Here is a 24,796-nt window from a genome sequence, read left to right on the forward strand (position 1 = left end):
CCCCGGCGCTCCTCCCGCAGCGGCGGGGGGAGCGTCAGCCGGCCAGCGCCTCCAGGTCCGCTCGGCTGATGCGCCCATCGTGCAGCGCCGTCGCCACCAGCGCCCCCGCGACGCCGTCGGCCGCGAGCGTCCGCAGGTCGCCGGCGCCGCGCACGCCCCCGGCGGCGAACAGCCGTGCGTGCGGCGCCGCGCGGCGCAGCTCGGCCAGCCGCGCCCGGTCCGGCCCTTCGCCGGACCCGACGCGGGCCAGCGTCATGGCGATCACCCGGTCCGGCCACAGGTCGGCGCGCCCCAACAGGCCGGGCGGCCCGACGAAGCGGTCGCGGAAGTCGAGCGAGAGGACGATGCGCCGCTCCCCCGCCAGTTCCCCCAGCGGTTCGACGCCGTCCAGGCTCTCGCTGCCGATCACCGCGTCGCCACGGTGCCGCGCCAGGAACCCGCGGACCGACGCCGCGTCCGACAAGCCGGCGTCCACCCAGAAGCCGATGTCCGGGAAGGCCGCTTCCAGCCGCGCCAGCGCCGCCCCGTTGTCCCCCGTCCCCTCTATGGCGTCGAGGTCGGCCACGTAGATGACCCGGAACGCGAACAGCCCCAGCAGCCCCCGCACCACCGCCTCCGGCGCGTTGCCCGCGCACAGCGCCGAGGCCAGCGGGGGGTATCGCCCCCGTTCGCCCTTGCGCGCGTGCACCACGCCGCCGCCGCGCAGGTCGAGCACCGGTATGACCTGGACCATGTCCCCCTCCCGGAGTTCCGCATGCGCATCCTGGTCTGCGAGTTCGTGACCGGCGGCGGCATGCCGCCCGGCCAGCCCATCCCCGCCAGCCTGGCGCGCGAGGGCGACCTGATGCTGCGTGCCCTGCTGGCCGATCTGGGGGACGTGCCGGGCGTGGCACCCGTGGTGACCCGCGACGCCCGCCTGCCCCCGCTGCCGCCCCAGGTGCACGGCATGGCGCACAGCATAACCGTCCGCGACCCGGCGGAGTCCTGGGCGCTTTGGGGTGACCTCGCCCGGACGGTGGACGCCGTCTGGCCCATCGCCCCGGAAACCGACGGCGCGCTGGAACGCTTCACCCGCATGGTCGAGGCCGCCGGCCGCCGCCTGCTCAACAGCCGCGCCGACGCCGTGGCGGTCACGGCCAGCAAGGCGGCGACCGCCGCCGCCCTGTCCGCCGCCGGCCTGCCCGCCGTCCCGGCGTGGCGCGTCGAGGAGGTGGAGGAGCCGCCCTGCGACGGCCCCTGGATCGTGAAGCCCGACGACGGCGCCGGCTGCACCGACACCCGCCTGCTGCGCGACCGTACGGAATGGGACCGCTGGCGCATCGGCGCCGACCGAACCGGCTTCGTCGTGCAGCCCTTCGTCCCCGGCGCCCCGGCCAGCCTGTCCATGCTCTGCCGCGACGGGCGGGCGTGGCTGCTGGCGGCGAACCGCCAGCATGTCCGCGTGTCCGGCTCCGCCCTCGTCTACCGCGGGGGCGTGGTGGGCGGCCTGACCGCGACGCGCGAGCTGGCCGGCCTCGCCGGGCGCATCGCGGCGGCGCTGCCGGGCCTGTTCGGCTACGTCGGCGTCGACTTCATCGCCGCGTCCGGCGGCCCCGCAATCCTGGAGGTGAACCCGCGCCTCACCACCTCCTACGCCGGCCTGCGGCGCGCCATCGGAATGAACGTCGCGGCGGCCGTGCTGGGTCTGGCGCGAGAACCGCCCGTGGCACCACCGCTGCCGGACCCGGCCCGTCCCGTCACCCTGAACCTGGAGGCGCTGGAATGGGAAGCGGCGCTCTGACCGGCCCCGCGCTGGCCGGCCCTGCTCTGGTCGGTTTCGACATCGGCGGCGCGCACCTGAAGGCCGCGCTGTTCGACGCGTCCGGCACGCTGCGCGACCTCGATCAGGTGCCGTGCCCGCTGTGGCAGGGGCTCGACCGGCTGGAAGCCGCCATCGCGGCGATCCTCGCCCGCTGGGGCACCCCCGCCCGCGCCGCCGCGACCATGACCGGCGAGTTGGCCGACCTGTTCGACGACCGTGCCGACGGCGTGCGCCGCATCGCCGATGCCACCCGCTCCGCCCTTCCCACCACCGACCTGGAGGTCTTCGCCGGCCCCTTCGGCCTGATCCCGGCCGGCGCCGCGGCCGATCACCCGGACGCCGTGGCTTCCGCCAACTGGTACGCCACCGCCCTGGTCGCCGCCACGGCCGGCGACGGGATCCTGGTCGACGTCGGCAGCACGACGACGGACATCGTCCCGCTGGCCGCCGGCCGCCCGCGCCACGCCGGCTACACCGACGCCGAGCGTCTGGAGACCGGGGAACTGGTCTACACCGGCACCGTGCGCACCCCCGTCATGGCGGTGGCCCGCGCCGTGCCCTTCGCCGGCCGCCCGCGCACGCTGATGGCGGAGCTGTTCGCCACCATGGCCGACGTGCACCGCCTGACCGGCAGCCTGCCCGACGGCGCCGACCAGCACCCCACCGCCGACGGCCGCGACCGCGGCTCCGACGCCAGCGCCCGGCGCCTGCTGCGCATGGTGGGCGAGGATTGCGGCCCGGACAGCCTGCCCGCCGCCCGCCACCTCGCCCGTCATCTGGCGGAGCGGCAACTCCGGCACATCGAGGACGCCCTCGACCAGGTGCTGTCGCACACCCCCACCGATCAGGCCGTCCCGCTGGTCGGCGCCGGGGCCGGCCGCTTCCTGGTGCGCCGTCTGGCGGCGCGGCGCGGCGTGCCCTACCGCGACTTCGAGGCGCACCTGCCCGTCAACCGGCACTTGCGCGAACGCGTGGGCTGGTTTGCGCCGGCCGTCAGCGTCGGCTGGCTGGCGCGGCGTTGTGCGCCGCAAGACCACCTTTGCTCCGTTGCCCCAACCTTCGAATGAGTCCCATAGTTTTTCGGTGAGGGAGACAGCGGCAAGACCTTCGGCAAGCGCGCCCTTTGGGCTGCGCGTTGCGGCGGTGGTGCTCGGCGCCTGGGCGCTGTGGGCCGCACCCGCGCGCGCCGACGTCCTTCCCGTCATTGAGGTCGCCCCCGGCGTCTTCGTCCACGCCGGGCGCCACGCCGAGACGGACGCCGGCAACGAGGGCGACATCGCCAACTGCGGCTTCATCGTCGGTGCCGAGGCTGTAGCCGTCATCGACACCGGCGGCGGCCCAGCCGTCGGCCGGCACCTGCGCGAAGCCGTGCGGGCGCGCACCGCCCTGCCGATCCGCTACGTCGTCAACACCCACATGCACCCCGACCACGTGCTGGGCAACGCCGCCTTCCAGGAGGACGGCGCCAGGACCGTGGCGCACCAGCGCTTCCAGGCGGCGCTGATGGCGCGCAGCAGCCACTACTTGCGCATGTTCGAGGACGCCGCCGGTGCCGACGCCGCCCGCGACGTGGCCTTCCTGCCGGTCGCCATCGCCGTGTCCGACCGGCTGGAGATTGACCTGGGCGGGCGGATCCTCGACCTCGTCGCCCATCCGCCCGCGCACACGGACAACGACCTGACCGTGTTCGACCGGCAAACCGGCACGCTGTGGACCGGCGACCTCGTGTTCATGGAGCGGGCACCCGCCGTCGACGGCACCGCGCTCGGCTGGCTGAAGGCGCTGGACACGCTGGCGGCACTCCCGGCGCAGCGCGCCGTCCCCGGCCACGGCCCGCCCGCCGCCCCCTGGCCCGACGCCGCCGCCGGCCTGCGCCGCTACCTGGAGCAGCTCGTCACCGGCGTGCGCGCCGTCCAGAAATCCGGCGGCACCATTCAGCGGGCGATCGCCGAGGTCGCGGCACAGGAGAAAACACGCTGGCAACTGTTTGATGAATACCACCCGCGCAACGTCACGGCGGTCTTCGCCGAGTTGGAGTGGGAATAGGGAGGGAGAATGCGATGACGTCATTACGGCACGCAACGCTGGCGGGCGCCGCCCTGGCCGCCCTGCCTTTCGTGGTCATGATGGGCACCACGGCGCAGGCCGCACCGGCCGACGACGCCGCGCGCTGGGAGATGCTGCGCGACATGTACTTCGCTGGCCGCACGGTGGAGGACGCCGGTTCCCTCCTCAGCCTGGAGGCGCCGACGCGCGCCCACGACGCGGCCCTGGTGCCCATCCGCATCGCCACGGCACCCGGTTCGGACGTCAAGGTGAACGCCGTGCACCTGATCGTGGACGAGAACCCGGTCCCGCTGGCCGCCATCTTCCGCTTCGCCGACGGCGGGCCGCAGGCGGTGGAGACGCGCATCCGCGTCAACGCCTACACCAACGTCACCGCGATCGCCGAAACCAGCGACGGCCGCCTCTTGAAGACCGCGCAGTTCGTGAAGGCGGCCGGCGGCTGCTCCGCGCCCGCGCTGAAGAACCCGCAACTGACGCTGGCCCGCATGGGCAAGATGAAGCTGAACCTGCCGGACACCCTGGTCGCCGGCCAGCCGGTCACCGCGCAGCTGTTGATCAGCCACCCCAACAACACCGGGATGCAGTACGACCAGCTGAACTACTACTACATCCCCGCCCACTACGTGACGACCGTCTCCGTCCGCTACAACGGCGCGCCGGTGCTGGACGTGACGTCCGACATCTCGCTCAGCGAGGATCCCAGCATCCACTTCTCCCTGGTGCCGGAAAAGGAAGGCACGCTGGAGGTCACCGCCGAGGACTCCCGCGGCCGCGTCTTCAAGGAAAGCTGGCCGATCCGCGCGGCGCAGGGGTCGTAGGTACGGGCATGCCCTCAGAAGCACTTCAGGTCGGCGGCGACCTGGACCTGCCGGAACTCGTCCAGCAGGTCCTTGATCCAGCCGACCCCGCGCATCAGCGACGCGCGCTCGCCCGGCGCGTCCTGCATGGTGCGCGCGGTCTCCACCGCCACGTACTTGTCGTAGGGCAGGCGGGCGGCGATGGCGTCGATGCTGCACGCGCATTTGCGCACCACGTCGGGCGTCTGCCCGTTGGCGGCCATGCAGCCCAGCACGTAATCGACGCGCGCCAGCGTGGGATACCCCTCGTCGGCCCGCGCGCCACCGGCGCCGAACAGGAGCGCGACGAGCATGAGGAGGAAAGCGTGCTTGCCCATGGCCTGCGTCCGAACGGTTCCGCCCACGACATCGGGTGCCCGACGCATCAGGCCCAATGCATCAGGTATGATGCGGCGCCCCGCCGGACAAGCTCAAGCATCAGCGTACCATGAGGAGCAAAATCCTTCGGAAGTACCCCTTTTGCGCAACGTACCACTCACCTTGACCCGCTCAGCACAGGAAAGGCGGCCATTCCGCTGCATTCAGCGTAAATCCCCAAGGTTTAATACATCGATGGTTATCAGCATGATCCATTTAGAATTATTCCACTTCCAAGCTGCCGACACGCCCTGTTTTATTTTGCACTGCACAATAAACTACCCATAATTTCCCCACACTACCCCGCAAGTATGATGGCCGCACCGGCCCAGCCCCGGTACGCTTTCCTATTGAGCCGGAGTGGCAACCGGCCCGTACCGGACATGGAGGAAACGAACCATGAAGACGTGGCGCAAGCCGAAGATTCGCGAAATCGCGGTCGGCAACGAAATCAACGCCTACGCCTGCGCCGACCTCTAAGGGGCAAGGCAGCCATGGCCGGCGGCGGATTCCCGCGGGTGCCGCGCACCCGCCCGGACCGCCGCCGCGCCGACGCGGAGTTATCCCGAAAGGGAGCGGACCGGATGACTCGTGAGGAGTTCGAAGGCGCGCTCCGCGCCATCGGTGCCCGCCAGTACCACGACCTCCACCCCTTCCACGCGCTGCTGCACGGCGGCAAGCTGAACAAGGGGCAGGTCCAGGCCTGGGCGCTGAACCGCTTCTATTACCAGGTCTCCATCCCCCGCAAGGATCTGACGCTGATGTCCCGCGTCACCGATCCCGCCCTGCGGCGCGAATGGATGCACCGCGTCCTCGACCACGACGGAACGGGGGATGGCGCCACCGGTGGAATCGAACGCTGGCTGCGCCTCACCGACGGCCTGGGCCTCGACCGTGGCTACGTGACCTCGTTGAAGGGCATCCTGCCGGCCACCCGCTTCGCCGTCGACGCCTACGTCAACTTCGTCGGCACCCGCACGACGCTGGAGGCCGTCGCCTCGTCGCTCACCGAGCTGTTCGCCCCCGCCATCCACGAGCAGCGCATCCACGGGTTCGAGGCCTATTACGCCTTCGCCAACGACGCGACGCTCTCCTACTTCCGCAAGCGGCTCGACCAGGCGCCGCGCGACGTGTCGTTCGGCCTTGCCTACGTGCTCGACAACGCCCGCACGCCCGAGCAGCAGCAGCAGGCCCTGGACGCCCTGCGCTTCAAGACGGAGGTGCTGTGGGCGCAGCTCGACGCGCTCCACCACGCCTACGTGGACCCCGGCCACATCCCTCCGGGCGCCTTCGTGCCGGAGGGGATGACGCCGACGGAGTACGCGCGATGACCGACACGACCACCAGAACCGCCACCGGCCCGACCACCGGTATCATCACCGAGCAGGACCGCGTCCGCCTCGCCCCCGGCGTCATGCTGCGCCACGACCGCGCGCGCGACCAGTGGACGCTGCTGGCGCCCGAACGGGTGCTGGTGCTGGACGAGGTGGCGCTCGACGTGGTGCGCGCCTGCACCGCCGACGCCGCCAGTGTCGGCACCGCCATCGACCGGCTGGCCGCCCAGTTCGAAGCGCCGCGCGCGGAGATCGCCGCCGACGTGCTGGACCTGCTGCACACCCTGCGCGACCGGGGATTCATCACCTCATGACCAAGCCCGAACCGCCCCCCGAACCACCCTACGCCGTGCTGGCGGAGCTCACCCACCGCTGCCCGCTGGCCTGCCCCTACTGCTCCAACCCCCTGGCGCTGGAGCCGCGCAGCGGCGAGATGGACACCGCCACCTGGAAACGCGTGCTGGACGAGGTGGCCGAGGCCGGCGCCCTGCAGATCCACTTCTCCGGCGGCGAGCCCTGCGCCCGCACCGACCTGGAGGAACTGGTGGCGCACGCGTCCCAGGCCGGCCTCTACACCAACCTGATCACGTCCGCCGTCACGCTCGACGCCGCGCGGCTGGACCGGCTGAAGGCCGCCGGCCTCCAGCACGTGCAGATCAGCTTCCAGGACACCCGGCTTGAGGCCAACGACCGCGTCGCCGGCTTCCCCCGCGCGTTCGAGCGCAAGCAGCGCGCCGCGCGCGAGGTGGTGGCGGCCGGGCTGGCGCTGACCGTCAACGCCATCGTGCACCGCCACAACGTGGAGCATGTGGACGAGTTCTTCGACCTCGCCCTGGCCCTCGGCGCCGGGCGGATCGAGATCGCCAACGTCCAGTATTACGGCTGGGCGCTGCTGAACCGCGCCGCGCTGATGCCCACCCAGGACCAGCTGATCCGCATGGACGAGGTGGTCCGCGCCCGCCTGCCCGCCCTCAAGGGCCGGCTGGTGGTCGACTACGTGGTGCCCGACTACTACGCCCGCCGGCCGAAGGCCTGCATGGGCGGCTGGGGACGGCGCTTCGCCAACATCACGCCGTCCGGCAAGGTGCTGCCCTGCCACGCGGCCGAGACCATTCCGGACATGTCGTTCGAGACGGTGCACGACCGTCCCTTCGGCGCCATCTGGCAGGATTCCCCCGCCTTCCAGCGCTTTCGCGGCACCGACTGGATGCCGTCGCCCTGCCGGGAGTGCGACCGGCGCGAGATCGACTGGGGCGGCTGCCGCTGCCAGGCGCTGGCCATCTCCGGCGACGCCGCCCTGCCGGACCCCGTGTGCGAACTGGCCGAAAACCACGCCGCCGTCGGCGCGCTGGCCGCCCGCGATTCCGCCACCGGCGACGTGCCCTTCACCTACCGCGAGCGGGCGCCGGCCACCATCACCTGATCACGTCGTGCAACATCGCGTCATATTGGGCAAACCACTGCCCCGTGCCGTCCGGCGGCCCGGCGTCGTAGTACAGCTCGGCCAACCGCAGCCGCCCGGCGTCGCCCAGCTCCGCCCCGCCGGCCGCCCCGCCGATCATGGTCTGGAAATGCGCGCCGCCCAACAGCCGGTGCGTGGTGGTGAGGTAGAGCCGCGCCAGCATCCCATCGCGCAGCATCGCCTCGAACAGCCGCGGCCCGGCCAGCAGGTACAGGCTGCGGTAGCCCCGCCGCCCGAGTTCCCGCGCCAGCGGCGCCCCCTCCACCGTATCCCCCGTCCCGGCGACGATCACCGGAACCCCGCGCGCCCGCAGCCGCGCCACCTTGCCGGCCGGCGCCGCCGCCGTGGTGGCGACCAGCAGCCGTTGCGCGTTCAGCACCAGCGAGGCCGGCAGCGGGAAGTCCAGCCCGGCGCTGACCACCACCACGGCCGGCTGCGGCGTCAGCCCGTTCGCGACGCGCCACTGCGCCAGATCCGGTGTCCCCACCTGCAGCACGTCGTCCAGCCGCCCGGCCGCAAGGTCGCGCAGGTAGCCGGCGCTGGTGACGAGGCAGTCCGCCTGCGCCTGCAGCTCCAGGAACAGCCGCAGGTCGTTCTCGCTGGTCAGCGCCAGCGGCAGGCGGCTCTCCCCCGTCGCCGGGTCCCGCAGCGCGATGCGCCCGTCCAGGCTGGCGACGAAGCTGGCGTAGACGAACGGCGCCCCGGCGCCGCCCTGCGCGTGCAGCCGGTGGGCGAGCCAGGTGCCGGCAACCGCCACCTCGTCCGGCGGCCCCGGAAACAGCTTGAGAAGGTGGGCGCCCGGCGCGCCGCTCATTCCCCGTCCAGCAGGCCCGTCGGCAGGCCGTCGAAGCTGGTGAGGTTCTTTTCGCGCCAGTAGTCGCGGATGCCGTCCTCGCCCCGGCGCTCCGCCCAATCGGGCAGCATCGTCCGCTGGCCGACCAGATCCATCATCGGCACGCCGAACCCGCAGGACGTGATGACGCTGGTCACCTCGACCACGACGATCTGCCGCTTGCCCGGCCGCTCGGGGAAACGGGCCTCCAGCGCCGCCCAGTCCGCGTCGCGCCGGTGCACCGCGCGGCCCCGCCCGTACAGCCGCAGGATCATCGGCTTCTTCGTGAAGGAGCAGAACATCAGCGTGATGCGCGGGTCCTGCAGCAGGTGCGCCGCCGTCTCGTTGCCGCTGCCGGTGACGTTCAGAAAGGCGACGCCGTGCGGCCCCAGGATCTGAAAGCTGCCGTCCAGCCCCTTCGGGCTGAGGTTGATACGTCCCTCGATCGGCGCGGTGGCGACGAAGAACATCGGCTGGGTCCGGATGAAATCCGCCAGCTCGTCCGTGATGCTGTCGTGATGCTTGGCCATGGTACGTCTTGTATCACCGCTCCGTTTCGCCGGGCAAGGTGTCGCCCCCCGCGACAACCTGCGGCGACAACCTGCGGGCGCCGCGATCACAACCTGAAGACATCCAAACCCTGCCGCAGCAAAGAAACCCACATTCCGCCAACGACGCCCGCCACAATATGTCTTACCGAAGCGCTCGCGGCAAAGTATTCTTGATTCGTCACCATTATCCTGGGGGATAACGCGATGTTGCGAATGCTTGTCATTTCCTGTTTGGCCGTTGGCGGCGCCGTCATCAGCCATCCGGCCGCCGCATACTATGGCATCTCCGGCACCTTCACGGCGAATGCATCCTGCCCGGCCGTGACCAGCATCCGCAACGGCACCAACCCCGGATCCGCCATGGTGGAGCCGGGCAAGACCTACGCCGTCCGCGGCCTCAACAAGGAGGGCGGCACCCACGTCGACCTGGACATCCCCGGCGCCTCCGGCCCCGCGCGCTGGGTCGACCTGACCTGCGGCACCCTGTCGGCCTCGGCGTCACCCGTGCCGGCCACGGACAAGCCGCCGGTGGGCGGGACCACCGCCTTCCTGCCCTTCTTCGACACCAGGGACGACGGCCCGAACGACCCCACGCCGCCGCCGCCGACGCTCAGCGCCTTCGACAAGGCGGTTCTGGACGTGTGCGGCCCGTGGGGCAGCCACCCGACGGAGGCCAGCTTCCGCCAGCTGCTCGACCGTCCGGACCTCGCCGACGACGTCGCGAACATCTACGAGGCGCTCGGCCGCAGCGTGGCCGGCGACGGGCCGGAAGACCTGCCCGGCTTCAAGGGCCGCCTCACCCAGCTCTGGTTCAAGAGCGCCGGCTTCGTCCACATCTTCTGCGGCGAGCCCGCGGGCAAGGCGCTGGGCGGCTTCCACTTCGCCGCGCGCTACCTGCAGGCGCAGGAGCAGAAGTGGGCCGGGCTCGCCCCGGCCGACCGGTGCAATCCGTCGCAGCGGGAGATCGTCCCGCCCATCTACACCCTGGGCGTGTCGTACCTGGATCCCGCCGGGGCTCCGAAGACCGACTGCATGAAGGGCTACGCCTACGGGGTGGACGCGCGCACGATCCTGGTCGACGCGACCACCGCCATGAAGGCGATGAAGAACGCGTCCGACAAGCAGATGTGCCTGAAGGAGGTCAAGGCGCCGGGCATCGACTACTTCGCGGTGTCCGTCATCAAGAACCATGGCGTCCGCACCTTCTATCCGGACGCCTCTCCGTCCTGCGACGGCGGCAAGCCGGCCAAGGCCTGCCTGTGCCGCCTGTGAAGCGGACCGGCCGATAAGGCCGGCCGATAAGGAAGGACGGCGGCACGGCGACGGCAGGCGCCGCGCCGCCGGTCCTCATGCCCGCGACGCGGCGCGGGCGTCCCCCCGCGACGGCGCGCGGCTTCCCGCCGCGATGCCCAGCGCCAGGGCGGTCAGGGCCGCCGCCAGCGCGAAGGTGACGCCCATGCCGTCGGCGACGGCCTCGGGATGCGCCGTGGCCATGCCGGTCATCCCCGACGCAAGGGCGAACACGGCCCCCATGACCGAGGCGCCGGTGATGAGCCCGAGGTTGCGCGACAGGTTGATCATCCCGGAAACGACGCCCCGCCGGTCCGGCGCGACGTCCAGCATGACGGCGGTGTTGTTGGCCGCCTGGAACAGCGCATAGCCGGCGGTGGTGACGACCATGGGGGCGACGTAGCCGGCAATGCCGAGCGTCGCCGGGATCGCGGCGAGGAGGCCGCACCCCGTGCCCATCGCGATCAGCCCGCCGATGGTCGCGCGCCGCGCGCCGAAGCGGTCCACCATGCGGCCGGCGGGCACGCCGGCCAGCGCGGCCGTCAGGGGACCGGCCGACATGACGACGCCCACCAGCACGGTGTCGAGCGCCAGGCCGCGCGCCAGGTAGAACGGCCCCACCACCAGCGTCGCCATCATCACCGTCGAGACGAGCATGCCCATGGCGAGGCCCGCGCTCAGCACCGGGTCGCGGAACATCGCCAATTGGATCAGCGGCGATGCCGAGCGCGCTTCGGCGCGCACGAACAGGCCGGCGCCGACCGCCGCCGCCGCCAGCAGGGCGGCGTTGAGCGGACCGAAGCCGCCACCCCCCGCCGTCAAGGCCAGCGCATAGGCGCCGAGCGTCAGCGCAAGCAGGAGCGTGCCGGACCCGTCGAAGCCGCCCCGCTCCGCCCCCGGCGCCCCGCGATCGGCGGGCAGCCGGCGGGCGGCGAGGAGAAGCGCCAGCACGCCCAGCGGAAGGTTGACCAGGAAGACCGCGCGCCAGCCGAAGCCCGCGATGAGGACGCCGCCGAGCGACGGGCCGAGAGCGGTGCCGACCGCGGACATCGTTCCGAGCAGCCCCATGGCGCTGCCCGTCCTGGCCTTGGGAACCATCTGGCCGGCGAAGGCCATGGCCAGCGCCATCATGACGGCGGCGCCAAGGCCCTGCGCCGCCCGTGCGGCGATCAGCAGCCACAGCGTGGGCGCCGCCCCGCACAGCAACGAGGCCGCCGTGTACAGGACGATGCCCGCCAGCAGCAGCCGGCGGCGCCCGAACAGGTCGCCCAGCCGGCCGACGCCGACGATCAGCGTGGTGCTGGCCAGGAGATAGGCGACGACGATCCATTGGACGTCCTGAAAGGACGCGCCGAACGCCTCCGCCACGGTCGGCAGGGCGACGTTGGCGATGCTGGTCCCGAGGGAGGACAGCAGCATGGCGACCGAAAGGCCGGCAAGCGCCCATCGTGCCGCGGGCGCCCCTTCGGCGCCCCCGGCCGCTGCCGGATCAGGCCGCGCCGTCATGGCCGCTTCCCCCGCACCACGCAATCGATCGCGATCCTGACGCCGTCACCGGTCGTCACCGGCCGCTCGGCGCGGCCGGCCTCTTCGATCACGAGCTCTCCGCCCAGCGCCGCCACCACCTGCTCCGCCGTGTAGAGCACGCCGGGATCCCGCGGGCCGCCATGGCCGTGCTCCAGGTTCGCCGGATCGTGGGCGGCCAGCAGGAACGTGCCGCCCGGCGCCACGGCCTGCGCCGCCCGCGCGAGGATCGGCGCAAGGTCGGCCAGCGGGATTTGCAGGTAGGTCAGCGCGACGAGGTCGAAGCGCTGGACCTCGGGCGTATGGTCCCGCAGGTCCGCCACCTGGAAATCGACCCGGTCGGCGACGTTCCGCGCGGCGGCCAGCCGCCTGCCTTTTTCGGCGGCGACGTCGGAGAAATCGACGGCGCGCACCGTCCAGCCCTGCTCCGCCAGCCAGACGGCGTTGCGTCCCTCCCCGGATGCGAGTTCCAGCGCCCGGCCCGCCGGCAGGTCCGCGACCCCGGCGACCAGGAAGCGGTTCGGCTCGACCGTCCAGATGAAGTCCTGCGCGGCGTAGCGCCGGTTCCAGTCCTCGCGTTCCATTGGCTTCGGCATGCTGGCTTCCTTTCCCTCTCTGCTCCCGGAATGGGGCTTCGGGAAGCCTGCCCCCGCGCCGGACATGGCGGAAGACGCACCGTTTGCATTGTATTCGTGCACGCAACGCCACACCGAACGGTGCTAGGATCGCTGCATGCCACGGCCCGATCTCAACCTGCTCGTCACGCTCGACGTCCTGCTCGCGGAAGGCAGCGTCGCGCGCGCCGCCCGGCGCCTGCGCCTAAGCCCGTCGGCCATGAGCCGGGCACTGGCGCGGCTGCGCGACGCGACGGGCGACCCGCTGCTGGTGCGGGCCGGACGCGGCCTCGTGCCGACGCCACGGGCGCTCGAACTCCGCGACCTGGTCGGCCGGCTCGTGCAGGACGGAGAGGCGGTTCTGCGGCCGGCTGAGGCGCTCGACCTCTCACGGCTCGCGCGCACGTTCACGCTGCGGACGAGCGACGGCTTCGTGGAGAACTTCGGCGCCGGCCTCATCGCGCGGCTGGCCGAGGACGCGCCCGGCGTGCGGCTGCGCTTCGTGCAGAAGCAGGACAAGGACAGCGCCCCGCTTCGCGATGGGACCGTCGACCTGGAAACCGGGGTCGTGGCGAACACCACGGGCCCGGAGGTGCGCACGCAGGCCCTGTTCCAGGACCAATTCATCGGCGTCGTGCGCCTGGGCCACCCGCTCTGCCGGGGCGACATCACCCCCACCCGGTTTGCCGCCGGCAAGCATGTCCTCGTCTCGCGGCGGGGCCTCGACCGGGGATTGATCGACGACGCCCTGCAGACGCTCGGCCTGGAACGCGACGTCGCCACCATCGTCGGCGGCTTCTCGACCGCGCTGGCACTGGCTCGCGCCACCGACCTGATCGCCAGCGTTCCCGAGCGGCACACCGGCAACCTGCGCGACGGCATGCACAGCTTTCCGCTTCCGATGACCGCCCCCCGGATCACGGTGTCGATGCTCTGGCACCCCAGGCTCGACGCCGACCCGGCGCACCGCTGGCTCCGCCGCTGCGTTCGCGACGTCTGCGCGCGGCCGTGAAGCGCCCCGGCGGCGCTCATCTTTCACCGCCGCAAATTCGTGTGGCGCCAGCAGCCCTGCGCCGGGTCGCCACAGGGGCGGCAATCAGTCTGGCCGCATCATCTCCACGACCGTATTGCGCAACTCGTCAGCCGCAACTGGCTTGTGGAGCAGGGTAAAGCCGCCCGCCCGGACCTCACCCAGCCGGTCGGGCGCGGTATCTCCGGTAATGACAGTCGCGGGCACCGGCTTGGCGAGGCGGCTGTGCACCGCGCGGATTGCATCCAGGCCCGTTTCACCCCCGCGCAGCCGGTAGTCCGCCAGGATGGCGTGCGGCCACGCCCCACTTTCCACGTGGCTGACAGCCTCATCGGTGGACCCGGCAGTCAGCACCCGATAACCCCAGCCCTCCAGCATGGCTTCCAAGCCCATGCGCACCAGCGGCTCATCGTCGATCACGAGGATGAGGCCGCGCTTATCTTCGTTGGTTGGTTCGGTCTTCCGCCAACCGTAATGCACAGGTTGGGTGACCAGGGGCACCGCGACGCAAAAGGCTGAGCCACGCCCCAGTGAGGAGCGGACCACCACCTCGTGGCCGAGCAGCCGAGCCAGCCGTTTGACTATGGCCAAGCCAAGCCCAAGCCCCTTGGTGCGGTCCCGCTCCGGGTTCCCGACCTGCACGAATTCCTCGAAGATGTCGGCCTGATGCGCGGGGTCGATGCCGATACCCGTATCGACAACCTCGATCCGCAGCCGGTCACCACGACGCCGACAACCAATCAGCAGGTTACCTTGCTCGGTGTAGCGTAAAGCGTTTTCGATCAGATTGCGCAGCAAGCGTTCCAGCAGGACGGGATCGCTGCGCACCACCGCGTTCGATCCGACGACGCGCAGGCGCAGCCCCTTTGCCACGGCCTGGGGATGGTACTCGGCGCCAAGTCGGTCAAGGAGCATCATGATCGGCATGTCCACCGGCTTGGCGGCGATCAGCCCGGCGTCCAACTTGGACACATCGAGCAGGCTGTCGAGCAGCATGCGCAGGCCACCCAGCGGTTCACCCATGGATTCCACCATGCGGAAGGCAGGATGGCCGGCGAGTTGCCCCTCAAGTGCGCCTTGGAACAGCATCAGAGCCTGTACGGGCTGGCGCAGGTCGTGGCTGGCCGCAGCGAGGAACTTGGATTTGGCAAGGTTGGCCCGATCTGCCTCGGCTTTTGAAGTGCGCAGGACTTCGTCGGCACGCCTGCGCTCGGTGATGTCGCGCATGATCCCAGTGAAGAAGCGGCGCCCGCCGGCAATCCATTCCGCAACCGCCAGTTCGGCCGGGAAGATCGAGCCGTCCTTGCGCTGCCCTGCGACCTCCCGACCGATGCCGATGATCTTCCGTTCGCCGGTGCGCCGGTAGTTCGCCAAGTAGCCGTCGTGCTCGGAACGATACGGCTCCGGCATCAGCATGCAGACGTTCCGCCCGATCACTTCATCGGGTTGATAGCCGAAAAGTTGCTCGCCCGCCGGGTTTATGGCCTGGATGATGCCCGCCTCATCAATGACCACCATAGCATCCACCGCAGTTTCCACGATGGCGCGGTAACGACTTTCGCTCTCGCTCAGGGCTGTAGCGCGGTTCTCGATGAGGTCCGCAGCATCCTGCAGGGCATCGCTGACCCTCTCGATCTCGATAACCCCTCGACCTTGGATCGGAAGCCGTTGCCCGGCTCCCATGGCCTCTGCCGCCTGGACGAGTTGTAGGACCGGGCGCGTCAGACGGCGCCCCAACATGAAGGCACCGCTGATGGCGGTGAGGAGCAGGACAAGCCCACCAGCCAAAAAGAGCAGGAGGGTTTGCCGCGACGGCGCGGCGATCAGGTCCTCCTTTACGCTCACACCGATCAGCCATCCAGAGACTTGCGAGCGGCTGTAAGCCTGCAAGGCCGCATTTCCTTCGGCATCGAAGATGCGGTGAACACCTTCGGGGACGCCCCTGCTCCGCTCCCAGATCTCGCTTGGGAGGCGGGTGCCGACGAACTGCTCGGACTTGGCGGATCGAGCGATGTAGAGGCCGTCGCCGTCAACGACACCGGCCAGCCAGCCCGGCGGAAGCCGCTCAGGTGCAACAAGCGCCTGGAGACGTTCCAGTCCGATAGTAAGGCTGAGCAGGTAACGGACCTCCTCATCACGGATCACTGGCACAACGACGATCAGCAATGGGTCTTGCGCCATCGCACCCGTCAGCAGCCCTGAAACCTGCGGCTGTCGAGTTTCGATGGCCCGCCTATCGACCTCGGACACGGGATTGCGGGGCAGCACGGTTCCCCATGGCACGCGGGTGTTGACGAGTTGCTGGCTGGACAGATCACGGACCACGACATTGGTGTTGAGCCGGTCGCGGAGCATCAAAGCGCGCTGGTGGAAGGCGGCGAGATCACCCCGCAAAAGGTTCTCGTTGGTGGCCAGGACATCGGCGGCCGCCATGAGGCGTGCGACTTCCCGGTCTACATCCTCCGCCAACTGGTCTACCCTGTCACGAACCAGCCGTTCCGTCTGGTTCGTTTCGACCGCCGTGTTGCGGAGGAGGAGCGCCGCCGAGAACAGCAAAAGCGGCATGAGGCATGCAATTACCAGCAGCACCAACCACGTCTGCACCCGATAGGAACGAGGAGATTGAGTACTTCTTCGCTCCGTACGCAAAGCATGCGTCATAAGATCTACAGTCCTTTGACTGAACGCCTGCCAACGCATCTTTTTCAGGCAATGTATTAGCAACGCATGATAGGCATATACAACCTCCATACTGGATGGCTGACTGCACACCATCTACCCTCACGGTCGACAAAATGATCCGAACCCGCCAACGGTTCCCTTCCAAGTCGAAACACTTCCGCGTTCCCGCCGTGCGTACCGCCAAGCGCTAAGGACACGACCTCCCGAGTCGGTCACCAGCCGCGATGCGGACCTGCCGCTCGCGTGCCGCCGGGCGCTGGAAAGCTCTGATCCGGATTCGCCGCCCCGGCTCTCTATTGATTTGGATGGCCATTGTGCAGCGAGAACGCGTTGCTATGCCGCGTTATCGCCGCATCCGTCATCGAACCCGATGCATGTGTTTCCCTGGTGCCTCGCGGGAGCAGGGAGTGCATGATTTCGGGGCCCGGTGTGGCGCACACTGGGCTACGGGCTTGTGGAACTTCTGTGGAAAGCCGTTTCGCGATTTTTGCCAACCTGTTGAAAAGGTTGGCGTCCCCAAGGGGATTTGCCTAGCAATCCCGATTTCCCTTGTTTTTCAGCACCTTACAGAGGGGTCAAGTTCAAGTTTGGACCCCCATCTTGTACCCCCAGATCTGGACCCCTGGCAAGCTTCGACAAGGTACTTGCCGGGAGCACACCAGGGGCATCACAGAAGAGAAAGGCGGCGAAGGGCCAAAGCCCCTCGCCGCCTTTCAATGATGGCCTGCACGGGTCACTTATCGCCGGCCACCACCCTCACCACCGCTTGCTAAACCCGGCCGGCCACGTCGTGGTGTTCCGGGGTATTTCCCTAAATGGCTTCGGGCCACGGTCGCAGTCGGAAGCTGACCACCGATCACATGCTGCTGCCGGAATGGACTACCGAGAGGTGCACCCCTCTCCGCTGAATAACAAAACACCCCCTCTCCTTCGGAGAGAGGGGGTGAGGGCAAAGGCTGTCATTTAGCCTCAGCGAAACAATATGCGACGAATATGGTTCCCACTACAAAACGGTGTAGCCTTTTTAGACCGCCAGAACGGCCTGAATGGCCTTGACGACCTCCAAGGGGCTGACCGGCTTCACCAGTAGGACAGTGCGGCCTAGGCCATCGTCCACGACTTGCTCCGCCCAGTCAGCCGGCGGGTCCCCGCTCATGATCACCACCGGGAGGTCAAGGCGGCTTGCCCGCAGGCGTTGGATCAGGCCCAGTCCGCCCAGGCGGGGCATCTTCAGATCGGTCAGGAGAGCGTCCGGGGGATCGGCCTGGGCGTCAGCCAGGGCCGCTTGACCGTCATGGGATAGCGTGACCCGGAATCCCGCTCGCTCCAGGACATCCTGGAGGGCCATGGCGGCTAGGGCCTCGTCTTCCGCAATCAGAATGTGGACCCGCGGTCCGCCATCATCGTCCATCGCCCAGTCCCTGCCAATCAGGTCCGAGCCTGGAAGAGCGGCTGGACCTGATCCGCGGCCTGGGCCTGGGTCAGCATGGCCCGCTCCACCGCGGCCTCGACCTGGGCTCGCAACTCCATGGCCCGGTCCAGGATCTCCTTGGCCCGCTGGGCTCGCTCCTGGGCTTCCGGGTGTCCGCTCGCCGCGTCCCGCCGCGAATCAACCGCGATGGTCCGGGCCAGTTCCTCCGCCCGTTTCAGCGACTCCAGGAGCCGACGTTGATCTTCGTGGAGTCGGTGCATGGCCGGCGGTCGCAGACATTCGCGTCAACCTTATGTGCATTGGCAACCAGCGGCAGGCAATCCGTCCGTTGGTCAAGGCCAGCCGCTTCATCGGCCGGTGAGCCTATGACCAGCACGGCATTACCTCAGGTTGGCCCCGGCCCGACAAGAGTGGGCCGCCGTGGCGTGACGGCTTGAGCTTGGCCCAGATCTCCGGCTGGTCTCGATCACCACCTGGGTCCTGGCCTCGTTCCGGTCCAACGGCCGTCCGCTCACTGCGTTCGCGTCCGCCCGGCCGGTCTCGCTCCCCGCCCGCTCGCTGTCGCTCGCGTCCGGTCCGCTCGCCGGCATTCTCGATCTGGGCTTGACCCAAGGTCAAACTCAAGTCTCGAACCCTTCCGGGTGGTGCGGACAGACCAAGCCCTTTCCAGGGCTCGATCTGTCCGCAGACTTCCGGTATGGAGCCTGGACTCTCGCAGAGACAACCAAGTTTGACCTTGGCGGAGGCGGTTGGGCTGTACCTCTTTACGTCTTGATTATTCCCCTATGGGGACCAGCGGCGAGACACGGCAAGCTGCGAGACCTGTCCGCGTCCGTCCGGGTTGGTGTCTAGCCCAGAGCCCGGATCGTTTGCGTCGGATTGTTTACACTCGGCCGACCGTTCGCCCCACTCGCTCCAATCACGGAGGGACTACTAAATCCCGAGTTCGGGGGGGTGCCGCTCCTGATACCGGGGGTCATGTTCCCCCCGAGCCTTTACACAGAGGTGACGACTTCCGCCACCTGCACCCTATGCTGATGGGTATTTACCACAGCCCAAGCGAAAACGCGAAATATCCCATAGAAAGACGAAGAGCGGGGGAAGGGCATCGAGCATAGCCGCTCGCCCCCTCCCCCGCCGGGCCGCCAATGTCGTCGGGGGCTACGACGCGGCCCGCAAGAAATCCCCTCCCGCGGGAGCGGGAGGGGAGGCAAGGCCAGGGAGGATGACAACGCAACCTCACCACCAACATCATCGAGCCTGAAATGTGCCGGATTCATTTCGCCGCTTGCCGGGCGTCACCGAACCGCCGGAACAGCATAACCCCGACCGTCACGGCCAGCACGCCGGCCACCAGTCAGACGGCCCCGCTCAGGAGCACGCCGCCCCCTGGGTCAGGCCCACACCCGCGACGGGGTGGAGGGCTCGGGGTCGATCCGCACCGGTTCCAGGCCGGCCAAGAGGGCCTCCCGGTCGGGGTGATCCCCGAACAGCCGGAGGTTGGCGTGGTACCGCCCGTCGATCACGGCGGGCGTCACGACCTCCCCGGCATCGTCCAGGACGGCGGGCGTGATCGTGATCGGCCCGATCAAATCCAGGGCGTGGTGGTGCGAGGCGGTCACCCAGCCGCCGTCCCGGCGGAACCACGGCATGGCTTCGGCCAGGGCAGACTCGGAGTCTGCCCGCAGATACAAATCTGTGAACATGTTGGATTTCCTCAGTTTAGGCGAGTAGCTGGGTGACGGCGTTCGAGAACCGCACGGGCCACAGGGCGACCTCCCGGAGGTGGCCGTTGAGGCAGCCGGTGCCCCCCGGCAAGCTCCCGAGGTACAGGGCGGTAGGCCGGGCCGGCATGGCCCCGGACGTGTCGGTGACCACGGCGGCACCGTTCAGGCTGGCCGCGAAATCGTTCGCCGCAGCGGCCAAGGCCACGCGGAACGGGGACCCGACCGGGATCGACCCCAGGACCAGCGTGGCCTGTCCGGCACCTCCGGACTGGACCGTGGCCCGCACGGATTGGGACCCAGGCACCCGAATATCAGCCGCGTTGGTTCCCCCGCTGTCCGTCAGGGCGGCCAGGGTCTGGATAGCCACCGTGTTGACCACGGGGACCTGGGCCTCAGCCAGGAGGGTATAAGCCCCCTCCTGGACCGTCGGGAGGTCGTCCAGGCTGACGCTGGCCACGTCGGCCGACCGGGTGACCGTGCTGGTCCCGGTGGCCGGGATGTAGCTGGTGGTGAAGCCGCCGGCCTCGACCTGAGCACCCCAGGCCAGGACCCCGCTGGCGTTGTCGCCCTGGTAGGCGTAGGCCGTCCCAGCCGACGGCCCGACCGACACGGCAATACCCGTGTGCCCGGTGCCGGTGGTGGCCGTGACGCTGCACCGGTACCACCCTCCACCAACGTTCTGAATTGCCGCAGACCCGACCTGAACATGGGCGACGATGCCCCCGACCAAGTCGAAGTACGCGATGGCGATGTTATCGTTTGATGCACCAAAGCCGTAGATTTCCAGCTTGGCATATTGCCGGCCATTGCTGGCTGGCTTCCGGAGGAAGACGGAGGCCGTGTAGATCGTAGACGGGCTAACGCCCGCATTCCGCTGTGCCCGGTGATAGGTGCTGCTGCTGTCCTCGGTGATCAGGTCGGCCGTGGTGGTTCCGTCGGGTGCCGTGGCGGCGTTGGCCGTCACGCTGGCGTTCTGGGTGGTCCACATCCCCGCGAAATCTTCAGACCCGCCCAGGATGTTGGTCCGGGCCTCCTCCACCAGGAGGCCGCGACACGTCAGTCCGACCGGGTCGAAGTCGAACCGCGGGGTACCGATTGGGGCCACCCTCATGACGCCGGCACTGTCGAAGAACGTCGCCGTGGAGGCCCGGCTAAAGCTTACCTCTTGGGGGAGGTACTGGAGGGCGTCCAGCCGGAGCCGGATGGCCGGGGATCGGGCCGTCAGGGTCTGGAGGGTGGGGTTGGCCAGCCGGCGGTTGTACAGGGTCAGCCGCCGGACCCAGCCGTTCAGGAACGACTCGTAAGCCCACGGGGCCATGCCGACCTGGAGCGTGGTCACCGACGGGGCCGACCCGGCGGAATCCGATCCGGAGACCTCCCCGTTGACCACCAGGGCGAAGTCGTCGGCGGCCCAGGCGAACGCGGTCTTGTTCGGGATGGTCTGGGTCGCGGTCGCCGTGATCGTGGCCTGGGTCGTGCTGGCGGTCGCGGCCCTGGCCTGCAACCCGGTCGTGCCGGAGTGCATCACGTAGGCCGATCCCGATCCGCCCAGGCTCCACAGCATGGAGCCGTTGACCGCGGCCATGGCCTGGGTGTCGGCCACCACGGTCCCCTGGGTGCTGTCCCACTCCGGAACCAACCCGAGGTCCAGGGTGGCCGTGTCGGCCGCACGGGTGGCCGCCGCGGTGGTGGTCGGGATGTAGCTGGTGGCCCAGGCCCCTTGTTCGACCTGGGCACCCCAGAGGAACAGGCCCTTGGTCGTGTCCCCGGCGTAGGTCGGCACCGCGAAGTTGTTTCCGGTGGGCTCCAGCAGCCAGACCCGCATGATCAGCCCGGCGTTGGTGTCGGTCGTTGCCGACACGGTGCAGCGGTACCAGCCGTTGCCCACCGGGGTAATGGTCCCCGTGCACCCGCTGAACCCGCCGCCGGCCAGGGCCTGCCCGATGGTTCCGGTGGACAGGTCGAAGTTCACGCCGGCCGAACTGGCCGCACCCGTCCCCTCAAGCCGGATGATGAACTTCGTCCGACCGTTGGCCTTCACGAACAGGCTAGCCGTGTACGGCAGCGACGACGCGGAAGGTTTGGCGATGTAGCTGGACGACACCGCGAACAGGTTTGTGGTATTCGTCTCCATGATGGCGTCGGCCGTCTGAATCCCGTTCGGGGCCGTCGTGGCGTTCGCCGTGACCGCGGTGTTGAACGCGGACCAGTTGTTGAACTGTTCACTGTTGATGACCGCGTTGGTCCGGGCTTCCTCCACCAGGAGCCCCCGGCACCGCTTGGTGACCGGGTCCCAGTCGATCCTGGGCTGGTTGATCCCGGCTGTCCGGAGGGTCCCAGACTCATCCCAGTAAGTCGCCGTGCCGGCCCGGAAAAAAGAAAGCCGGGGATCAAGGCCCCGGCTTCCGCTGAAATTCAGATCAAGGACTGGATTGGTCATGCTGACAGGCCCCGCAACTTCACGTCGGGCAGACGGCTGGGGTGGAGTTCAATGGCGGCGATGGGGGCATTGCAGAATTGGACCCCCGTGGCGTTGCCGATCCGGAGCGTGGTCAGTCCCGCCGGGATGGCTCCACTGGTGTCCGGCAGGACCCCGCCCCCGCTGGAGGACGCGGCGAAGTCGTCGGCCTTCCACGCGGCGGCAATCCTGCGGGTCACACCAGCCGGGGGCTGGGTGCCGGCCGGCAACCCGACCACGTTGCTCCCGCTGGTGGTCACCAGGAAGCCGAGCCCGCCGGAATCCCGCCGGACCGTCAACCGGTTGTTGGCCGTGCCGTCGTCCAGGTGGACCAGGGTGTTGACCGCCGCCGTATCGACCACCGGGAAGGTCACCCCGGCCACCAGGGTCCCCTCACTGGGGTTCCACTCCGGGACCAGAGCCAACGGCAGGGTCACCACGTCGGCCTGACGGGTCACGGCGGCGGTCGTGGTCGGGATGTAGGACGTGGGGAAAGCCCCTGCCTCAAGCTGGGCTCCCCAAATCAGGATGGTTCCGGTGGTCTCGACCGCTCCGGCGTCGCCGTAGATATTGACGACGCAGGACGTGTTTCCGGAGCCGTTGTTGGCCTTGGTGACCCAGACCCGATACCACCCGCCCCCGACATCCTGGACGCCATACTGGTCGGGGCTCCCCCCGGTGCCGTCCACGGTGCCGGTGCTGAGGATGACCCGGACGAAGGCGTTGACCGGGGTCCCGCCGCTGTATGAGACATAAAGCTGGACGAACCCCATGGAGCCGGCCTTGGCGAAGATGGACGCGGTCCGGGCCGTGGTGTCGTTCGCGACGACAGCGACCGCCGCAGCACCCCCGTAGTCCGTGGTGCTGGAATCCGTGAAGGTATCGGCCGTGGTGGTCCCGTCCGGGGCCAGGGCCGTGTCGGCCGTAACGGTGACCGCCGACTTGGACCAGTTGGCGTGCGTGAAATCCGACGATGGCCACAGGAGGTTGGCCCGGCTTTCTTCCACCAGGAGGCCGAGACTGGTCCCGGTAGTCGGCTGGTGGTCGAACCGCGGGACGCTGGCCTGGGCGGTCCGCAGGGTGCCCCCGGCGTCCCAGTACGTCGCGACGGAATCCCTGTTGAACTGGACGCGGGGGTCCAGGGCTTTGTCGGCGGCAAAGTTCAGACGCAAGGCCGAGGTCTTGGCGGTCAGCTTCCGGAGGGCCGCGTTGGTCAGGCGGCGGCCATAAAGGGTCAGGCGGCGGATGCGGCCATAGGCGTAAAAGGACCCGTTGCGGTTCCCGAGGTGGAGCGTGGTCAGGCCGGACGGGAGGGTCACGGTCGTGTCGGTGCCGGGGGTTCCGCCCGAGAGGGAGGCCGCGGCGTCATTGGCCGCCCAGGCCAGACCTGCCAGGATGGAGGCCGCGGACCCATGTGGGTTCAGAATGGCCGCCTGTCCGGTGCCGCCGGCCCGGATTTCCCCAACGGTGTTAGCAGGCTGCGGAAAAAGGGGTGGGCCTGGACGCCTGGTCGTGATTCTCTGTGGCGGGGGATGCGGCCGGAGAGAGGGCGATGCGCGGAACGGACGAGCGCAGCGAGGGGCTGTTCAGTTACGTGAGCTGTGAAGCGCGGGTTCCCGCCGATCACCCGCTGCGGCCGATCCGGGCGATTGTGGACGAGGCGCTGGAGGTGATGTCGCCGGCCTTCGAGGGGCTGTATTCCAAGATCGGTCGCCCGTCGGTGGCGCCGGAAAAGCTGCTGCGGGCGCTGCTGCTCCAGGCCTTCTACTCGGTGCGCTCGGAGCGCCAGCTGATGGAACAGCTCGACTACAATCTGCTGTTCCGCTGGTTCGTCGGCCTGTCGATGGATGCGCCGGTGTGGGACGTCACGGTGTTCACCAAGAACCGCGACCGCCTCTTGGAGGGCGACGTGGCCGCCACCTTCCTGGCCACCGTGCTAGGCCAGCCGCGCGTCACGGCGCTGCTCTCGGACGAGCATTTCTCGGTCGACGGCACGCTGATCGAGGCCTGGGCCTCGCTCAAGAGCTTCCGCCCGAAGGACGGCAGCGGCGAGCCGCCGGGACCGGGGCGCAACGGCGAACGTGACTTCCACGGCGAGAAGCGCTCCAACCAGACGCACGCCTCGACCACCGATCCCGAGGCGCGGCTGTACCGCAAGGGCAACGGGCAGACGGCCCGGCTGAGCTTCATGGGCCATGTGCTGATGGAGAACCGCCATGCCCTGGTGGTCGACACCCGCCTGACGCCGGCCACCGGCACCGCCGAGCGCGAGGCGGCGGTGTCCATGGTCGAGGCGATCCCCGGACGCCACCGCATCACGGTGGGCGCCGACAAGGCTTACGACACCAAGGACTTCGTCGCCCGGATGCGCGGCCTGGGCGCCGCGCCGCACGTCGCCCAGAACACCCGCAACCGCCGCTCGGCCATCGATGGCCGGACCACCCGTCACCCCGGCTACGCGGTGTCGCTGCGCCTGCGCAAACGGATCGAGGAGGTCTTCGGCTGGATCAAAGGGGCTGGGCTGCGCAAGACCCGCCATCGCGGCGTGGCTCGCGTCGGCTGGATGTTCACCCTGACGGCCGCCGCCTACAACCTGATCCGCCTGCCCAAGCTGCTGCCAGCAACATAGCCGACGCCCGGAGTCCGCCCGCTGGGCGGCTCCGGGCCTCGAAAGCGGGGCAATTCCCGCAGGTTTCCACCAAAAGGCGTGGGGATACCGCAAATTTCAGCCTTCAGCGGAGAGAATGCTCCCGCACGGAGACCTTTTTCCGCAGCCTG

At 69.3% G+C, this 24,796-nt stretch carries 23 protein-coding genes; 11 read left to right on the plus strand and 12 right to left on the minus strand.

All coding sequences use genetic code 11. The features are described 5' to 3' along the window. Positions 1-34 precede the first annotated feature (34 nt). Complete coding sequence (locus tag VED21_RS09000; protein ID WP_324882002.1) at positions 35-733, minus strand: HisA/HisF-related TIM barrel protein; 699 nt, start codon at positions 731-733, stop codon at positions 35-37. Positions 734-754: 21 nt separating this feature from the next. On the opposite strand from VED21_RS09000, the gene VED21_RS09005 reads away from it, so the two are divergent. The 4 genes from VED21_RS09005 (at position 755) to VED21_RS09020 (ending at position 4,686) form a co-directional block, all read left to right on the plus strand. Next, positions 755-1,780, plus strand: coding sequence for an ATP-grasp domain-containing protein (locus tag VED21_RS09005; RefSeq protein WP_324882003.1), 1,026 nt, complete (start codon positions 755-757; stop codon positions 1,778-1,780). Beyond that, the gene (locus tag VED21_RS09010; protein WP_324882004.1) at positions 1,762-2,868 is read left to right on the plus strand and encodes a hydantoinase/oxoprolinase family protein; all 1,107 of its coding nucleotides are present in this window, start codon (positions 1,762-1,764) and stop codon (positions 2,866-2,868) included. Before VED21_RS09005 ends, VED21_RS09010 begins: the two co-directional genes overlap by 19 nt. A 79-nt stretch (positions 2,869-2,947) precedes the next feature. Then, positions 2,948-3,847 carry a quinoprotein relay system zinc metallohydrolase 2 gene (locus VED21_RS09015; RefSeq protein WP_324882005.1) on the plus strand — a complete coding sequence of 300 codons (900 nt, stop codon included), beginning with the start codon at positions 2,948-2,950 and terminating at the stop codon, positions 3,845-3,847. A 14-nt stretch (positions 3,848-3,861) separates the two neighbouring features. Beyond that, entirely contained in the window at positions 3,862-4,686 is an 825-nt protein-coding gene (locus tag VED21_RS09020; protein ID WP_324882006.1) for a quinoprotein dehydrogenase-associated SoxYZ-like carrier, read from the plus strand. Between the two features lie 14 nt (positions 4,687-4,700). Here VED21_RS09020 and VED21_RS09025 read toward each other — a convergent pair whose 3' ends face one another. Beyond that, complete coding sequence (locus tag VED21_RS09025) at positions 4,701-5,042, minus strand: hypothetical protein (protein ID WP_324882007.1); 342 nt, start codon at positions 5,040-5,042, stop codon at positions 4,701-4,703. 439 nt (positions 5,043-5,481) lie between these two features. Between VED21_RS09025 and pqqA the strand changes: the two genes are divergently transcribed. The 4 genes from pqqA to pqqE all read left to right on the plus strand — a co-directional run bounded on the left by pqqA (position 5,482) and on the right by pqqE (position 7,839). Beyond that, positions 5,482-5,562 carry a pyrroloquinoline quinone precursor peptide PqqA gene (pqqA, locus tag VED21_RS09030; RefSeq protein WP_324882023.1) on the plus strand — a complete coding sequence of 27 codons (81 nt, stop codon included), beginning with the start codon at positions 5,482-5,484 and terminating at the stop codon, positions 5,560-5,562. A gap of 104 nt (positions 5,563-5,666) precedes the next feature. Further along, the gene (pqqC, locus tag VED21_RS09035) at positions 5,667-6,413 is read left to right on the plus strand and encodes a pyrroloquinoline-quinone synthase PqqC (protein ID WP_324882008.1); all 747 of its coding nucleotides are present in this window, start codon (positions 5,667-5,669) and stop codon (positions 6,411-6,413) included. Further along, positions 6,410-6,730: a pyrroloquinoline quinone biosynthesis peptide chaperone PqqD gene (pqqD, locus tag VED21_RS09040; RefSeq protein ID WP_324882009.1), complete on the plus strand. Its 321-nt coding sequence runs from the start codon at positions 6,410-6,412 to the stop codon at positions 6,728-6,730. Before pqqC ends, pqqD begins: the two co-directional genes overlap by 4 nt. Continuing rightward, positions 6,727-7,839 (plus strand): pyrroloquinoline quinone biosynthesis protein PqqE, encoded by a 1,113-nt coding sequence (gene pqqE / locus VED21_RS09045; protein WP_324882010.1) that lies wholly within the window; start codon positions 6,727-6,729, stop codon positions 7,837-7,839. Before pqqD ends, pqqE begins: the two co-directional genes overlap by 4 nt. Here pqqE and VED21_RS09050 read toward each other — a convergent pair. Together VED21_RS09050 and VED21_RS09055 are read right to left on the minus strand one after the other, a co-directional pair. After that, positions 7,832-8,692 (minus strand): RibD family protein, encoded by an 861-nt coding sequence (locus VED21_RS09050; RefSeq protein WP_324882011.1) that lies wholly within the window; start codon positions 8,690-8,692, stop codon positions 7,832-7,834. The two genes, pqqE and VED21_RS09050, sit on opposite strands and share 8 nt — an antisense overlap. Next, complete coding sequence (locus VED21_RS09055) at positions 8,689-9,240, minus strand: pyridoxamine 5'-phosphate oxidase family protein (protein ID WP_324882012.1); 552 nt, start codon at positions 9,238-9,240, stop codon at positions 8,689-8,691. Before VED21_RS09055 ends, VED21_RS09050 begins: the two co-directional genes overlap by 4 nt. Positions 9,241-9,465: 225 nt before the next feature. Between VED21_RS09055 and VED21_RS09060 the strand changes: the two genes are divergently transcribed. Continuing rightward, a complete protein-coding gene (locus VED21_RS09060; RefSeq protein ID WP_324882013.1) occupies positions 9,466-10,533 on the plus strand; it encodes an EndoU domain-containing protein in 1,068 nt (355 codons plus the stop codon). Positions 10,534-10,608: 75 nt separating this feature from the next. On the opposite strand, the gene VED21_RS09065 is transcribed toward VED21_RS09060, so the two are convergent. Both VED21_RS09065 and VED21_RS09070 read right to left on the minus strand, forming a co-directional pair. Then, entirely contained in the window at positions 10,609-12,057 is a 1,449-nt protein-coding gene (locus tag VED21_RS09065) for an MFS transporter (RefSeq protein ID WP_324882014.1), read from the minus strand. Then, positions 12,054-12,671 (minus strand): class I SAM-dependent methyltransferase, encoded by a 618-nt coding sequence (locus VED21_RS09070; RefSeq protein WP_324882015.1) that lies wholly within the window; start codon positions 12,669-12,671, stop codon positions 12,054-12,056. The genes VED21_RS09065 and VED21_RS09070 overlap by 4 nt, the downstream gene beginning before the upstream one ends. A 136-nt stretch (positions 12,672-12,807) precedes the next feature. Between VED21_RS09070 and VED21_RS09075 the strand changes: the two genes are divergently transcribed. Continuing rightward, positions 12,808-13,701, plus strand: a complete 894-nt coding sequence (locus VED21_RS09075) for a LysR family transcriptional regulator (protein WP_324882016.1) — start codon at positions 12,808-12,810, stop codon at positions 13,699-13,701. An 84-nt stretch (positions 13,702-13,785) separates the two neighbouring features. On the opposite strand, the gene VED21_RS09080 is transcribed toward VED21_RS09075, so the two are convergent. The 6 genes from VED21_RS09080 to VED21_RS09105 all read right to left on the minus strand — a co-directional run bounded on the left by VED21_RS09080 (position 13,786) and on the right by VED21_RS09105 (position 23,337). Continuing rightward, positions 13,786-16,308: a PAS domain S-box protein gene (locus VED21_RS09080; RefSeq protein WP_324882024.1), complete on the minus strand. Its 2,523-nt coding sequence runs from the start codon at positions 16,306-16,308 to the stop codon at positions 13,786-13,788. Positions 16,309-17,425: 1,117 nt separating this feature from the next. Then, positions 17,426-17,812 (minus strand): response regulator, encoded by a 387-nt coding sequence (locus VED21_RS09085; protein WP_324882017.1) that lies wholly within the window; start codon positions 17,810-17,812, stop codon positions 17,426-17,428. 17 nt (positions 17,813-17,829) lie between these two features. After that, positions 17,830-18,093: a hypothetical protein gene (locus VED21_RS09090; protein ID WP_324882018.1), complete on the minus strand. Its 264-nt coding sequence runs from the start codon at positions 18,091-18,093 to the stop codon at positions 17,830-17,832. A gap of 1,134 nt (positions 18,094-19,227) precedes the next feature. Next, positions 19,228-19,539: a hypothetical protein gene (locus VED21_RS09095; RefSeq protein WP_324882019.1), complete on the minus strand. Its 312-nt coding sequence runs from the start codon at positions 19,537-19,539 to the stop codon at positions 19,228-19,230. A 16-nt stretch (positions 19,540-19,555) separates the two neighbouring features. Continuing rightward, on the minus strand, positions 19,556-22,000 hold the full coding sequence (locus VED21_RS09100; protein WP_324882020.1) for a phage head spike fiber domain-containing protein: 2,445 nt from the start codon (positions 21,998-22,000) through the stop codon (positions 19,556-19,558). Continuing rightward, positions 21,997-23,337 carry a phage head spike fiber domain-containing protein gene (locus tag VED21_RS09105; RefSeq protein ID WP_324882021.1) on the minus strand — a complete coding sequence of 447 codons (1,341 nt, stop codon included), beginning with the start codon at positions 23,335-23,337 and terminating at the stop codon, positions 21,997-21,999. The genes VED21_RS09100 and VED21_RS09105 overlap by 4 nt, the downstream gene beginning before the upstream one ends. Before the next feature lie 233 nt (positions 23,338-23,570). Between VED21_RS09105 and VED21_RS09110 the strand changes: the two genes are divergently transcribed. Next, positions 23,571-24,647, plus strand: coding sequence for an IS5 family transposase (locus tag VED21_RS09110; protein ID WP_324882022.1), 1,077 nt, complete (start codon positions 23,571-23,573; stop codon positions 24,645-24,647). Positions 24,648-24,796 lie beyond the last annotated feature (149 nt).

This window comes from Azospirillum sp. (assembly GCF_035627195.1).
Lineage (GTDB): Bacteria > Pseudomonadota > Alphaproteobacteria > Azospirillales > Azospirillaceae > Azospirillum.